Source organism: Fibrobacter sp. UWH4 (genome assembly GCF_900142475.1).
GTDB lineage: Bacteria > Fibrobacterota > Fibrobacteria > Fibrobacterales > Fibrobacteraceae > Fibrobacter.
In genome coordinates this window covers 42,451-57,624 of sequence record NZ_FRAY01000001.1, presented here as the reverse complement: position 1 = coordinate 57,624, position 15,174 = coordinate 42,451, and the positions used below count along the sequence as shown (strand labels likewise).

At 53.3% G+C, this 15,174-nt stretch carries 4 protein-coding genes; all 4 read right to left on the bottom strand.

Annotated features, from left to right (window positions below):
• Positions 1-2: 2 nt before the first annotated feature.
• Genes BUA93_RS00175 through BUA93_RS00160 form a run of 4 tightly spaced genes read right to left on the bottom strand, consistent with a single transcriptional unit; the run spans position 3 to position 15,050 of the window.
• Positions 3-380, bottom strand: a complete 378-nt coding sequence (locus BUA93_RS00175) for a response regulator (RefSeq protein ID WP_072976406.1) — start codon at positions 378-380, stop codon at positions 3-5.
• Positions 380-2,719: a sensor histidine kinase gene (locus BUA93_RS00170; RefSeq protein ID WP_072976404.1), complete on the bottom strand. Its 2,340-nt coding sequence runs from the start codon at positions 2,717-2,719 to the stop codon at positions 380-382. The genes BUA93_RS00175 and BUA93_RS00170 overlap by 1 nt, the downstream gene beginning before the upstream one ends.
• Position 2,720: 1 nt before the next feature.
• Complete coding sequence (locus BUA93_RS00165) at positions 2,721-8,543, bottom strand: glycoside hydrolase family 9 protein (RefSeq protein ID WP_072976402.1); 5,823 nt, start codon at positions 8,541-8,543, stop codon at positions 2,721-2,723.
• Positions 8,544-8,579: 36 nt separating this feature from the next.
• On the bottom strand, positions 8,580-15,050 hold the full coding sequence (locus tag BUA93_RS00160) for a glycoside hydrolase family 9 protein (protein WP_072976400.1): 6,471 nt from the start codon (positions 15,048-15,050) through the stop codon (positions 8,580-8,582).
• Between the last annotated feature and the right edge of the window lie 124 nt (positions 15,051-15,174).

Genomic DNA, 15,174 nt, shown 5'->3' with positions numbered 1-15,174 from the left:
CTCTAGGAGGCGTGACTCTTGATAATTTCTTCGACTTTGGCGCGAAGGGCTTGCAGTTCTACGGGCTTGTTGAATGTCGCAGCGGCATCGAAATGCTGGGCAGTCATCAGGTAATCTTCGGCCGAGGTACGGCCACCGCCGCTGACGGCAATGGTACGGTCGCTCATTCCCAAGCGACGCAGGTCCAGGATTACTTCATAACCGTCCACATCCGGCATAATGATGTCGGTGATGATCACGTCGTAGGTCTTGTTCTGGTACAAAGCCTTGGCTTCGCGACCATTCTTGGCAGTCTCGACGTTGTAGCCCTTGATTTCAAGAGCCTTTTTCATCATGAGGTTGAACTGTTCGTCGTCATCGATAATCAGGATAGTAGACACTAGTCCTCCTTCGTTTCAGTTTCCAGTGGCCAATATAGATAAAATGTAGTTCCTTCGCCCAAAGTTGTCTGCACCGTAAAGTAGGCATTACCCTCTTTTAGGAGCCTAAGTGCAGACGAAAGCCCAAGCCCGAGCCCCTCTCCGGGCGCCTTGGTCGTAAAGAACGGTGCAAAAATGCGTTCCAGGGTCCCCGAATCCATCCCCGAGCCCGTATCGGCGATTTCGAACTTGGCATAATTTCCGGCCGGCACGGGAGGTGCGTACGGGGTCACCAGCTGGGTTTCGAGCGTCACCGGCGAGAGGCCGAAGGTAAGCGTGCCACCCGTCTGCTTCATGGCAAAGATTGCGTTGTTCGCCATATTGCTGATGATGCGGTCCAACGACGCCACGATGCCCTTGATTTTCAGTTTCTTGTCCAAGTTTTCGCTGTGAACCACGATATTGGGCGGAAGAGTCAGAGAAATCTTCTTGACAACGTCCTCGATAATCATATACGGAGAGAACACCATTGCAGGCGTTGCCGCATTGGCGTTGCCACGAATCACGTTCAGCAATTCCGCGATAGAGACTTTTCCGCGTTCCGCCGCCTTCTTTGCTTCACAGACTAATTCATAGGCATCGTTGTCCGGAGAAAGCATTTCGATCGCCAATTCGCAGAAGCCGATCTGCGAACCCAGGATATTGTTGTAGTCGTGCGCAAAGGCGCCGCACATCGTACCCAGTTCCTCGAGTCTCGAATGGATGAACTTCTGTTCGCGGAGCATGTTACGTTCCTGTTCGAGCCTGCGCTGCTCCGTCATGTCAACCTTAAGACACAAAGTCTTGTAGGGAGCCGTCCCCTGGATAATGGGAATGTACATGTTGTCGAACGTCTGAACCAGTTCGCCGTTCTTCGCGAGCCTGTTCGCCTCGTCCTGGGAAATTTCCTTGCCGTCAGCAGTTTCGAAAGAGGTGTAGACCTTGACCTCGCCCTTCTCGCGGGCATCGGTTTCGTACTCCGAAATATCGTCGGGATTATCGCGGGCACCGCCACGGGATCCGCGCTTGTCCAGGTCCATCTGGTTCTGCGTCTGGTAGACACCCAGTTCGCTCTTGTACCACACTCTGAACGGGAGTGCGTTGATCAAGGTGTTCAGCACGTTTTCCTTTTCGGCCTTGACCCTCGCTTCCTTATTCAGGCGGTCCTGGTAACGCACCAGATCGTGCGTGTACTCCACGTACTGTTCGTTCAGCGTTTTGATATTCTGCTGCAGCAAAAGCGTCTTGGACTGGTCGGTAAAAAAGGCGACATTCAGAACCGTCATCAGCGTCTGGCGACACTTGAAAAAATGAATCTTGAGCACATGCGTTTCCCCATCGATAGAAACACGCACGTCACTGTAGACCGTCTCGCGGAAAAAATCGAGATTCGGAGGAAACAGGCTCTTGATCGAGCGACCGCAAAGGCTTGCGGCAGACTGCCCAAGCAACTTGGAAGCTCCGTAATTAGCGAATTCGATCTTGCCTCGGTCGTCAAAGTAAATCACGCCATCTTCAATCTTGCTAATGAGTTTCTGCAAGAACCAGTAGGCACTCTTGTCCCGGAAACGGGCCGACGTGTAATACTGCCCGCTAAGCACCGCCAAGAAAAGGCTAAGGAACTGATGCCACACCATGAAATGAAAACTTCCTACCCCCGTCTCGAAATGTTTCGCAATCGGAATGACAAAATCGAACAGGACCGCAAGAATCATCAGGACGGCATAACAGGACACCATGTAGCCGCCCGTCTGCGTAATGGTTGCATCAAGCGAATGAAGCGTTCCGCGCAAAAGCTGGTACACCATAAGGAAACCAAACGGGGCGACAAATAAAATATAGGCGACAGCAAAGCTTGAAAAGATGGGAGCCTTCTCAAAGGGATGCATTCCCAGAACAGTGATTCCAGCAACCGCTTCCGGAGCAAAAATCAGCAAAAGAGTAAACAGCAAAACAACTACGCCGCTCAACACCGACATCAGGTAGCCGAAGGAATTGCGTTTGTTGAAAACGACTAGCTCACCGATACTGTAGGTAACCAGCGTCAGCCTGATCCAGAAAATTGCCTGGAGACCGAACAAGATCATTCGCCCAATATATTGCGGCGTGCCGACCTCGACCGTTCCGTCAAAGAACAGAATGCCAATCACACCGCCCAAGTTCCAGGCGATGTTGATTATAATCATTTGCCGAAGCGCAGACGGGAGAGCCTTTGCCGTCATCTTGCTGCTCATCAACATCGGGTACGCCAGCGACAGCAACAATGCCAGCACCGAAAGTACCAAGAGGTACGGCGAATCGGAATAAAGGCTCTCAGCCATACTACCTCACACGCTTGACCCCGAAGGTTTCCGTCTTGTCGTAAGAATTCTTGCTCGAGAACTTCTTCACAAGAGCGGCATCTGCGTTCCTATTAGGTACAAACCGACAATCGATCTGGAACTTGTAAATATAGGCACCCGTCGCAACGGCCCTGCCCTGTTCGGACTGGAGACCAACCTCGGAGTTCGCCCATTCTATGTACATGACCACCTTTCCCGAATTGGACAAGTACTTCGCCGACGGCAAGTTGTACGAAGCAGCGAGGCGGTTCACGTAGTTGCCCAAATTCGAATAGATTGGCAAGTTATACTTGATCTTGAGCGTATCCCAAGCGGCAGGTTCTCCACTCAAGGAACCTCGAGGTACCGTCATGTCCACTTTCCAGATAGCACCCTGGATAGCCGAGGTGTCGATTCCCGTCGCCACCACCAAGCCGTGACTGATCATGTCCAGCTTACCCGTCGACGGATTCACGACGTAAAGGCGGATGTTGTCGGTAGAAGGAACCTGAGAACGGACCAAGCCGCCCGAACGGGAAACCTGCTCCTGCAGCTTCACGCGGAACCTGATCTTAGGTTCGCCTCCAGCGAGGATAGGCACCCACCGATTATCCAGCGAAGGCCTGTTGCCCCGTTCATCGACAACGGCACTGAAATCCTTCGGTTGCAGACGCACAGAGTCACCATCACTCACGGCAAGTTCGTTCTCCTTGCTATACACCGCCGTGATACCCAACTTGTTCAACGTCATGGACTCCACAGAATGCTTGTAAACCGCCGTATCGCGCTTGTCTTGCTTTTCGCGGTAGTACACCAGCGACGAATCGACAATCGTATAGGGTTCACTGACACTCATATTAAGCATATCGAATCGATCCGACTTGGACATATCAATAGTCGCCGACACGATTACCGGGCCAACCTTGTCTTCGGCCAAGGCTGAATTCGATTCGTAGGAGGCGCCAGAACCCAAGTGCTGAGTGACAAACCCTGCACCCGAGATATTCATTCCCTTGGAAGCGCCTTCATAGGTTCCACTCGTGACCCCATAGCTGAAGGGCGTTGGCAAATCGAGAATCGCCGTCATGCCGTCGGCAGCGTAATTGGGCAGGCTACCAGACACCCACAGTGTTTCGGGTTCGGTACGGCCAAAGACGACAGAAATGCTGTCCGGGTAATGCTTCGCATCGATAGGACGTTCAAATTCGACATAGACACGTTCTGCGACACCATTCTCGTCGGCATCCGAAATCGAGGCGTATACCATCGGGACCGGCAAGAGTTTCAAGGTAATCGGAAGCTTGGGCTGTCCGCAGGTCGTCGAGATTCCGTTTCCGTTCTTGTCCAGGATTCCGCTCGTTGCAAGCAGCTGGGCAAACATCCCTTCCGTGACAATCGACGATCCGTCGGCAGCATACGCGACTTCAAATTCCCACACGTTCATAGGCTCGTTATAGAGCTGCGTGAACTTGACTGCAGGAGCATCGACCATCGAATTTCCATCCGTGGCGAAAAGCTGTACCGGCCATTCGGTACCCGGAGAAGAAATCGGTTCGCTGAACTGCATGTACACACGGTCACTCCTAGCTGTATCGAGGCGTTCGAGTACCGCGACAGCCAGCAGAGTAGGCGCAATGCCATCCAGATAGAAATCCGTATGCGATTCCACTTTGCCCGCCACATTGGAGAACAGCGTAATCGAGCCGCTCGGAGCCGTATTGACGGACGTATCGGAAATGTTCATCTTGACCAGAATTTCCTTGCCGTTTACAGAAGCGTCGGTCGTCGTAACAGTATCGTTCTTGTATACAAACTGCACCGAGTTGAACGACTGATTTTCCTGGTATTCGTTCGAGATCCGAATCTGGATTGCATCGGGAACATTATCGCAATCCGTGTCAACCATCTTGGCAATGTCAATAATCGGCCATGGCGGAAGTTCCTCGACAATCAGCTCGGCACTTGCAGGCACATAGTCAAACTGCGTAGAAGTTCCCGCACGGGCAAAGAGCGTCGTCGTCATGACATCTTCGGAACTCACATAGAAGGTCGCTTCGCCCCCCACCAGCTGGACACTCGTAATAGGAATCGTCGCCGTGGCAGAGCTCCAGAAAAGCGGATTTCCCGAAGTCGTCCCCAAGGTGAGCGTCAAGTTCACCGTATCGAGCGGATTGGCAAGGCTATCGAGCAGACGCACATGGACCTCCACCATCTTGGGCGTCCCGCCCGCCGCGGTCTGATAAGTCTTATAGGAATCCTTGTCGAATACAAGGTAGCGTTTTTCTAGCGGAGTTGTAATCGTATCGATTTCCACATTGCTACGCACCACCGCGCAAGCGCAATCGTACTTATTCTCGGTCTTCAGGTTCGCGCCATGGTTATGCCAGCTCACCCATTCCATGTAGTTGTTGCCGTAGGAAAGTACCGTATCCTTGCCGAACACGTAGGAATCGGTACGGTTTCCATTGTCGTAGAAGAAGTTCTGCGGGCGGCCGTTCATTTCAAGGTCATCCAGGAATCCCGTGGGAGACACCTTGCTCTTGCCCTCGAAACTTGTCGCGTAGTCTTCCTTTTCGACAGAGTAGAGCGGGGACACAAACGGTTTCGTGAAGTCAAGGGTCACGGTACGATGCACCTGGGGACCATTTTCGGGCGTATAGTCAGGACCGTAACCGAAAATATGTTTTCCATGGTAATAGACTGCGATATAGGGATCTTCCACCATCGCAATCACCTTTTCTCCGTTATAGGTTTCCAGGAACGATGTCTCGGAGCCGCTGTAAGCCGGGCCACGCGTCAAGTCGACGCCCTCGAAGTACACGGGATCGTTCTCATCGGTATGCGCTCTGAGCGACCAGGAACCTTCAAGAGCCTTGAAATCGGTATTATTGAATATCAGCTGGAAAATCAACTGACCCGAAACTTCGAGTTGGCCGTTCACCTTGATGGGCAGGTAATAGCCGCCGAAACCATCGGATTGCGCCGTACCAAACGAAACCGTACAGGAGCCGTTCACGACACCGCCACCACCGAACTTCTGCGTAATGTTGCTTGCCGCCTGAAGGTTCGGGTTATTCAGGTAGAGGCGCATTTCGAAATCTTCGAACGGGATCGTATCGTTATTGCTGATCGACACGATAAACTGGTGGCAACTCCCCCAGTCGGAACAAGCATTCTGGTAGGAACTCGGCTTGAGGCTGATATTCAGGTCGGCATAAGATGCCTCGCTTTCGGTCGTAAAGCTGTAACCCGCACCGCCGTTATCGTCCGTTGTCATGCCCGAGGACACGTTAAAGTAATAAGTCGTTCCCGGAGCAAGGTTGGTAAGTTTCGCCTCGTGGAAGAGTACGGCACCGCCATCGGCCGCCTTGGACGACGTCAATGCGCTCATCGAAGTTCCGTAATTGACGACACCGTTCATACGGTCACTCGACCACCAATAAATCTTGGCGCTACGGTTATCGACCTGGCAAATCGTCACGCCGCTGATATTTGTCGTGGCGGGCACCATGGTAAACTGATACCACTGTCCGTGATTGTCGTCGGTCGTCATATTGCGCTTGGTGTCCATGCCTTCCAGGAAGAAATAGTAGGTCTGACCCATTTCAAGTCCAGGCAGAACGACATTACCACCCTTGGAAGCTTTTTCCTGCTGTACCGACTTTGCCCCCACCACATCGGGCGTCGTATTGTAGAACACCGTCACCAACGCCACTTCGTTTGCATCCCAGCTCACGATAGCCGACGTATCGGTAATGGGCGTCCCCATAATGTTGCTGAACAGGGGGCCTTCGGCGTCGATCGGAAGTGTCTGGGCAAGGCTCTGCGCCGGGAAAAGGAACTGTGCCGTAAAGTCGATACAGGTTTCCGTCGAGGTGTACTTGCTCCAGTCTTCAATCAAAGTCTTGGTCGGTTCGCGGGCACCCATCAAGGCGCCCACCGGGCACTTATACTTGTAAGGCATACCGCCAGCATTATAGCCATCGGGGTTAGACGCACGGTTATGCGGATGCTGCGGGTTCTTGTCGCCCGTCCCCATCAAGAAGGAAATATCCCAGGGATTCGCACCCAAGATAAAGTACATATTGTCGAGTGCCACACGCAAATAGCGTTCGTCGCCCGTCAGTTCATACATCAAGAAAATCGAGACTGCCGTTCCCAGGTTGTAACGCATCACGCCCCAGTCAAAACTCGTCCACACCAGGTTATACGGGCGAATCACGTGCAGCTTGGTGGACCCCTCGTGCGGCTCGCCCTGCGTCGCCGGATTTTCAAGCACCAGGGAGTCACCGTCGTTCGTGCTGTTGTCGATAACCTTCCTGAAGGTCGCCATCGTACGCTTCGAAAGGGTATCGCGTTCCGCCGCAGAAAGCCCATAAGAAGCAGCCACCGTCTCGTCATTCAGAATCATTTTCTGCAGAGCAAACAGGACGAACGAATGGATGTTCTGGTAGTCGGCCGCCCAGCCACCCGGAGTAAAGCCACTCGGATTGCCAAGGAAACCGGCCTTAAAATAATCCAAGTTATAATGGTAATTCGAGGCGTTATTAAAAATATTGGTGTTCTTGTACAAGTCGTACTGATACGTCGTATCCTTGGTCGCATACCACAGGGCAAGGGCTGCGGCGGCACCGTCGTCATACAGCGGACCACCACCCGTGTAGAACTGATTATAGGCGCCACCACCCGTATTGCGTTGCTCGTAAAAGGCAGGCATCAACACGTTCTTGTAAATATCCTTGGCGGCCTCGATCAAGGAATCGGAATAGGCAGGGTCATACACCTTGTAACCCACGGCCACATTCGCCATGGCCGCCACAAAAATACCCGCCGTATTGGCTCCAATCGAGGTGTCGACAGGACGGTCAGGGCCACCCTGTTCCGGAGACTGCGCATCCTGGCGTTCCGGCAAATCCCAGTATCGGTGGTCACCATCGCCCACGCCCACCGAATGGAACATATCGCCCTTTTCAATCAGGCCTTTCGCCTTGGATGCCCTGTAAAGCTTGAGCAAATAGTCCGTTCCGATCTTCGCCTCGTAAAGCACGTCCGGAATACCGTCGGTGAACACCGTATCGGCATACGAATTGCCGTAACGGTCTTCGGCCTTGTCCTGGTACGTCAGGTAAACCATCGACAAAACGAACGCCGCATAGCCCAAAGTTTCGGAGACCTTGAAATGGTCACCGCAGTCATGCCAACCACCCGTAAGGTCAAAGCCCTCTGCAGAACCGTCCTTCAAATGGCAGGCCCCGTGGAAATGCGAATGCGTGTCACCGCAACGCTGGATGCCAAAGAACATCAGCGACTTTTCGAGAATCGCATTAAAGACGGAAGGATGGATATGGAACGTGGCCGAGGTGTCGTTTCCGACCACGACAAAATATTCACCCGGAATCGCCGGCGAGAGTCCCGTAAAATCGGCACGGTAAAGCGCTTCCCTCTCGGTGCTGATGGAATCCTGCTTTCCAAACTCGTAGACGCTTTCCAGGGAGTTGAAAGCACCATTAATCCAGATATTCGGTTTAATGACACTATTGCTGATAAGGCTCAAGGAGCCGCTCCATGCCTCGGCGCCGCTATTCGCGTCAATGACTCTGAACTTGGTATCCGCAGGGTCCGCCACATAGGCGTACTTGTAGTCCTGAGGTCTATAGCCGCTCTGGTTCAGGCGAATCGGACGCCTCGCGAAGGCGTTCAGCGAGTCCAGATAGCGACGGCTATGCACCTTGTCGGTGCGATCCAAATTAGGGAGCCCGTCCGCCAGGGCAAAGTCCGCGGCGAACAAGGCGAGGAACAGAACAAACTTCAAGAACTTCATCATACCACTCAACTTTATATCGTCGCGACTTTCGGAATCTTACTTCTTCGCTCTTCTGAAGCCGAACGTCTTGGTAAACGTATCGTTATCCTTGAGCGTTTCGGTCCTGTACTTGGTCGCGCCGTCAGCACTTTCTTCGGTCGAGGCCAGGTAGGGGCTCTTCGCTTCGGTATTGAACTTCGCGATGTAAGGACCGGTTCCGATCTTCTTGCCATCGGCGCTGGCCGGGTAGTCTTCCGGGGCGCACCATTCCAGATACAAGGTCAAGGTGCTGCTTGCCGAAATGAAGTCCATCACGGCCGCCGAGGTGAACCTGTAGCTCATGTTGTTCACGTAGGCGCCCATATTGCTGAAGATATCCAGTTCGAGCTTGATGTCGTAATTGCGCTTCGCTTCGCCCAGGTCCGTACTGTCGCGCACATCGGGCAGAGCCACCTCGATCATGAATACAGGACCGGCATGCTTGTAATCCTTGATCGGAGCACTGAAGACATCGTGCAGCTTATGCTGGCCAGCCGCGATCACGACCGTTTCACCGTTCTTGTTGATTCCGGTCAAGCGGAAGTTTTCGTTAGCAAGCAGCGGGGAGCCTCCATAGTAGACTTCATCGAGCTTACGACCCTTGGCAACGCCTTCCGGAGTCGAGATCGTGAACTTGATCTTGGACACGGATCCGGTTACCGGCACCCACGGATTCTGATCACCCGCATACTGTCCGGCGAGATCCTTGAAGTAGCTCATTTCGGCATCCGAAATCAGACGCACCGAGTCTGCGATCCAAATCGCTTCGTCATACTTGTGCCTGAAACCAAGGCGTGCCGACGTCGAGCGAGAAGAATAGCTGAGCGAGAGGTTCGGATTCTGCAGAGGACTGAAGAACGTTCCCTTCTTTCCTTCACGGTTGCGTTCCACCACATAGGGGTGACCCGGCATCGTATCCAGCGGTTCCGAGAACGTGAGGGTCACGTAGTCCTTGGAGCCCTGGGCGTCATCACCCACGTCGTAGCCCTGCCACAGCGCAGACAGGATAATCGGAGGACACTTGTCGACCACAGGGTAATACTTGTCGAAGAAGCCGCCTTCGGGGCCAAGACGCGGAGTCACATGTCCGTAACCGTCGTAAGGACCAACCGTAGAGCCCTTCGCAAAGGTGTTCGAGGGAGTCATCTTGATCGTGATAATCGAGACGGTATCGGGGACCATCACCGTAACGACCGAAGAATCCTCGGCCAAAACGCTTTCGGCATGTTCGCCAAATTCCAATGTATGCGTCCAGCTTTCGGGCAAGAAACTAAGAACTTCGCCCTTCAGGCCCCATTCCACCACGAAGCTGTCAAGCATGTCCTTGTCGCGGAGTTTCTTCGCGAACTTCATGTACAGTTCATCGGGATAACCGTCACCTTCGAAGTCACGCATTTCGGCAAGCGTCACCGGCACCGGCTTCGGAGTTTCCACGATCTTCACCGTATTGCAGGTATTCGCAGGATCGAGCAGGTTCAGCGTCTTGTCCGAAACGGAATTCGGCTGCACGACCACCGTACCGCCAACCGGCAGCATCTGTCCGTCGGTATTGCCCGTAATCACATAGAGCCAGCTCTTGCCATCGTTACTGGTCGTCGCCTTGCCCACCACATTGATTGCGGCACCCGTCACGCCGACCACTTGCAGGAACCAGTTGTTCAGCGAAGAAAGCAGCACCGGTTCGGTGAAGGCGACCATCAAGGTATCCTGTTCGGATTCATGATTCGGGTTTTCAAGAATCGTCACGCTCAAGAGCTGCGGAAGGATGCCGTCGCCAATCGCCACGCGTTCGGCGTTCGTCGCCCCTTCGGCCTTCAGGTAAACCGTCGCCGTTCCCGACGGAGATGCAGTCGCCTGGATTCCAAGCGAGGCAGGCAGGTCAAGCGTCACCACCGACTGGTTCAGCGCCGCGGCCTGATCCACCTTAAGGGTAGCCGTATCGGACATGCCCGGCAGGAACACGCGGATACTGTCGAAGCTGTAATCCGCATCCAGTTCGTTCGTGAATTCAACGAGAAGCTTGTCGGCGACATTGTCGCAGTCGGTATCCTGAGCCAGAACCTTCTGCGGTTCGGGGTACTTGGATTCCGCAAAGAAGCTCTGCTTCGAAATATCTTCTTCGTCGTCGGGGTCAATGTAGATTACCTGAATCGTATCGCCCGCAAAGAAGGAAATCTGATTGCCCAGACGGCCTTCCTTCGGAACGGACACTGCAGAAATCAAGGAGGAACTCTTGAACGAGCCCGGGTTGGCGGCATCTTCCACCAGCTTGACCTTCAGGGTATCCTGCTTCTTTCCGTTGACGACAAGCACTTCGATCGGAGCGGAAGTTCCCGCCTTGTCCTTGTCGGTCAAGAAGATATTGAAGCGGGTATTCGCCGGATCGGCAGGAGATGCCACCGGATTACCGGCTTCGTCCTTGATCGTCAGCGAGGACTGCGTCAGGTTACCGCGAGTGAACTGCACGTAGTAGGTACGGTTGATAAAGGCGCAACCGCCGTTTTCGGCACATTCGGCACAATCCGGATTGGCGCCCGCAAAAATCGTGAGGTCAATCTTGTTGCTACCAATCTTCATCTTGACAGGAATATTCAGCGTCCAGAGGCCGGTCGAGTCAATCTCACCGCCGCCGCTCGTGACATTGTAGTGAGCAATCACTTCGCTGTCCTTCGAGATCAGGAAGATTTCATCACCAATCCTGTTGACAATCGTTTCAATTTCAGTACCGTTCGCCCAGATACGGGTAATGTAGCCCTGCTCGGAAACGTGGGCATAACCCTTCACGTACACGGTGCTGCTCGTCTGGTCGATTTCCACATAGGAACCGTCGGAAACATTGAACGGAGCGTCCAGGGTCACATCCATTTCGTAGTGAGCCTTCTTCTGCGTCATTTCCTGGTAAGAGGGGCTATAGCCCCAAATGAATTCGTCTTTACGGTAAACAACGATATAGGGGTTAATGGGGATTTCGTTATCGATATCGCCGTAATCCTTGTCTTCAAAAGGCATACCCACATAGTCGGCACCGTCCTTCAGGAACTCATGCGGAGCCCAGGACCAGTCTCCCGTTTCCTTGGTCATGCGCTTCTTGGCGAGCTGACGCAGGGTTTCGCAAGTCTGATAGCCATCGTTCGAAAGACCCGACGAGAAACCAAAGTCGAGACGCACGCGAGACGAAGACTTGATCGTTGTCGATCCCAGCGGAACAGGGAAATAGTAAGAATACTTACCCGTTGCTGCATCGTAAGTGTCATCCAGGCGTTGCGGCAATGCATGGCGCATCAGGTAACGGATTTCTTCACCCGTTTCGCAAGGCTTGTTAAAGCCAGCTTCATCGTAGGCCTGGCAGATATCGATATCAATCAAGGTCGCGCACTTTTCAACTTCTTCCGGTTTTGCAGTAAAGTACATGCGCAAGGTCAAACTGTCGAAGGGTCTTGCCTCGTTATTGTAGATATTCAAATCGAGGAAGTCCAGACCACCAAATTCATACTGGTATGCGCGCACGCTAAAGTCGTACCAGCCCACCGGTGTCGTAAACTTGAGCAGTTCACCCGTCTTGTCGTTGGTATTCGCAAACTGGCCGTTACTTTCAACCATGTAATAGTAAGTCGTCTTTTCCTTAAGGCCGCCAATCTTCACATAGTGGAACTTGGTCGGAATGCCCGATACATCGGCGTTGCCCGCACCGCTATTGAAAGCGTATTCGGCGGCAGTCGCATGCGGAACGGTATCCCAGTACACCTTGGATTCATATTCGCCATTCGGCGTGTACCACATGATTTCGGCGCTGTCACCAAACATGTTACAGACCGTCGGGTTCGTAATCTGTGCGCTTTCCACCGTATTGAGCGTCGTAAAGCTGAACGGAGTTTCCGTGGAATCGACCATGTACTTGAAGGTAAAGTTTTCCGGATTGTAGGCATTCAGGCCTGCAGCATAGAAGTAGTAGGTCGTACCGTTCTGGAGGCCGCGCAGGATAATTTCGTGCTGCACGCCCGAGGTGGAATCATCCGGGAAGGCCGCCGTATTCAACGAGGCCTCGTCGGTACCGTAATAAAGCCTTGCCGTTCCACGGGTCGAGAGTTTCACCATCACGATTGCGGAGTCCATGCTCACGTGGCGGATTTCCACCGTCACCCCCGGGGCTGCCGTGCGGTCAAACTTGGCGGCGGCAAGCATGCCCGAACTCACAATCGTAGCCGCGGCATCGATACAGGTTTCGGACAGGTGATAGTCTTCCCAGCTCTTGTTGTCGGGAACCCAGGAATTAGTCGTACCCGGAGTCACGCCACCGAAAAGGGCTCCCACCGGCGGATTATACTTGTAACCGGCACCCGGCGTATTCTTACCTTCGGGGTTTGCAGCACGGTGGTGCGGGTGGGCATCGTTCTTGTCGCCGATACCCAAGATAAAGGACACGTCCCACGGGTTCACGCCCAGCATGTAGTTCAACTGGTTGATACCCAGCTGATGCATTTCGTCGGCCTTCCAGTCAGGAGTTCCCATAATCGGGAGAACGATTCCCTGCTTTTCGATATCCTTCGCCACATCGGCGTACGCAAGAACTTCGAAGATGTTGCCTGCCTGGTAACGGTTGTAAATCCAGGTTTGGTCCGTCATCATCGTGTACCAAGTCGGATCGTAAGTCAAGGCACCTCTCAACTTCCAAGCCGGTCCCTGGTTATTGGGAATGCCCGGCAATGCAATGGAGCCCGTTCCATTTCCAGACATGTCTTCCAGGTTCAGGATCATGCTCGTAATACAGTCTTCCACTGCATTGAGCCATTCCGTTTCGGTAAGTCCATACTCGGTTATGGCCTTGTTCTTGTCAGCCAGGATCAGCTTGTAAAGAGCATAGGTCGCATAGGCATAAACATTCGCCCAGCTCGTGTTCTTCACGTTCTTCAGGAAGCCCTTGTCGTTGGTCACAAACCAACCGCCAGCAAAGGCGCCCGCACCGTCCATATATTCCTGGCCAGCCACCAAGTTACGGGTGCGGATCATGTCGTCGGCATATTCCTTCTTGCCGGTCGCATAGAGAAGTGCCACAGAAGCGAGAGCAAGGTCATCGTAGAATTCGTTGTTACCGTTGTAAGCCGGAGAAGACCAACCGGCAGCCTTGGTGTTGTTCACAAAAGGCTTGCCACCGTCGTAACTGGACTTGCCCTGGGCAAGGGACTTTGCAAAGTCATACATCTTTTCGGCAACCATCAAGCAGCTGTCCGCGAAGGGCTTGTCGTATTCAGCATACATCTTGCCCAAAATCGCAAGGCCGGCAGCCGTTTCGCCACCGATATTCGCACCGATTTCACCTTGTCTCAGGATACGCGTCGTAGGACCGCCACGGCCCGTTGCGGCAGCGGAACCGTCCGTCGGGAGTTTGTCCTGGTTTTCAGGTCTGCCCCACCAACCATGGTCCTTGCCGAAACTACCAACAGACAGCACCATGTCGTCAATCACGCCCTTTGCACGCACATAGGAACGCAACACAAAGTCTGCACCATGCTTTGCTTCGCGCAACATATCCGGGATACCGTCGGTATTCACCGTTTCGCCATGGTTAAAAGCATAGTTGTCTTCGTCGGCGTCGGGATTCGTTGCAGCAAGAACCGCCGCCACCATAAAGGCATACATCTGCGTCTGGGATTCCTTCAGGTGGTCACCGCAGTCATAGTAGCCACCTTCCAGCGTTCCCGCCTGCGACATATCAAGGAAAGTCAGCGAACCACCTTCGGGGTCCTGCACCAGTTCGCCAGCACCATCCAAGGTATGGCTAGCCGGGTGGAACCAGGAATCGCCGTAACCGCTACGGTTGATGCCGTAGAACTTGAGGGCGGCGCTACGCACCATGGAATACACCTTTTCGCTCACGATAAAGGTGCTCGAGATATCGTTCCCGACCTTGATACGCAAACGGGTGTCCGTCGGGACATTGCCCGGAATATGACCGATCTGGATAATGCCGGACTGCCCCGTGATGTCGAGCTGGTAACGCTTCTGGTCGTTAGTTGCCGCATTGGTACCGGCGATAATCGTCCAGTCCGAAGAAGTCTGCACACCGCTACTGGAGAGCGTACCCGTCACCGCTGGGCTCAAGGAATTGCCGTCGACATCGACCACTTCGAAAGTGGTCGCCGTTCCCACATAGTAGAACTGCTTTTCGGGGTCGCTCGGCAAGTAACCGGCCTGGTTGATACGGATCGGCGACATGCGATAGTTGATTGCATCGAGGTACGCCTGGTTCAGCGTATCGGGAATAAGGGCATTCGGCACATAAGAGGCCGGGGTACGGTTCTTAGGCACCATATTGTGTTTCATGGTGACCGTCGTGTCATAATGATTAAAGACAGTCGTATCCCAGGTGAGGGGCCACACCGGACGAATCAGGTCATAAGGCGTGGGTTGTTCCTGACCCGCTGCCGCCATAACGGATACGGCAGACATCGCGACAAACATCGCAGCGACAAGACTCTTTTTAATAGGCACAAAAGCCTCCTTTTATATACAACTAAATGGCGGATACACAAGCACCCGTTAAGCAAACGCCCAAATACACATTCTAAAAATAGATTTATTAGTCTAAAAACGGACTATGCCAAATCAGAAAATG

Excerpts from the sequence above, each read along its gene's own strand:
- BUA93_RS00165 (WP_072976402.1), bottom strand. The coding sequence starts at position 8,543 with ATGATGAAGTTCTTGAAGTTTGTTCTGTTCCTCGCCTTGTTCGCCGCG.
- BUA93_RS00170 (WP_072976404.1), bottom strand. The coding sequence starts at position 2,719 with ATGGCTGAGAGCCTTTATTCCGATTCGCCGTACCTCTTGGTACTTTCG.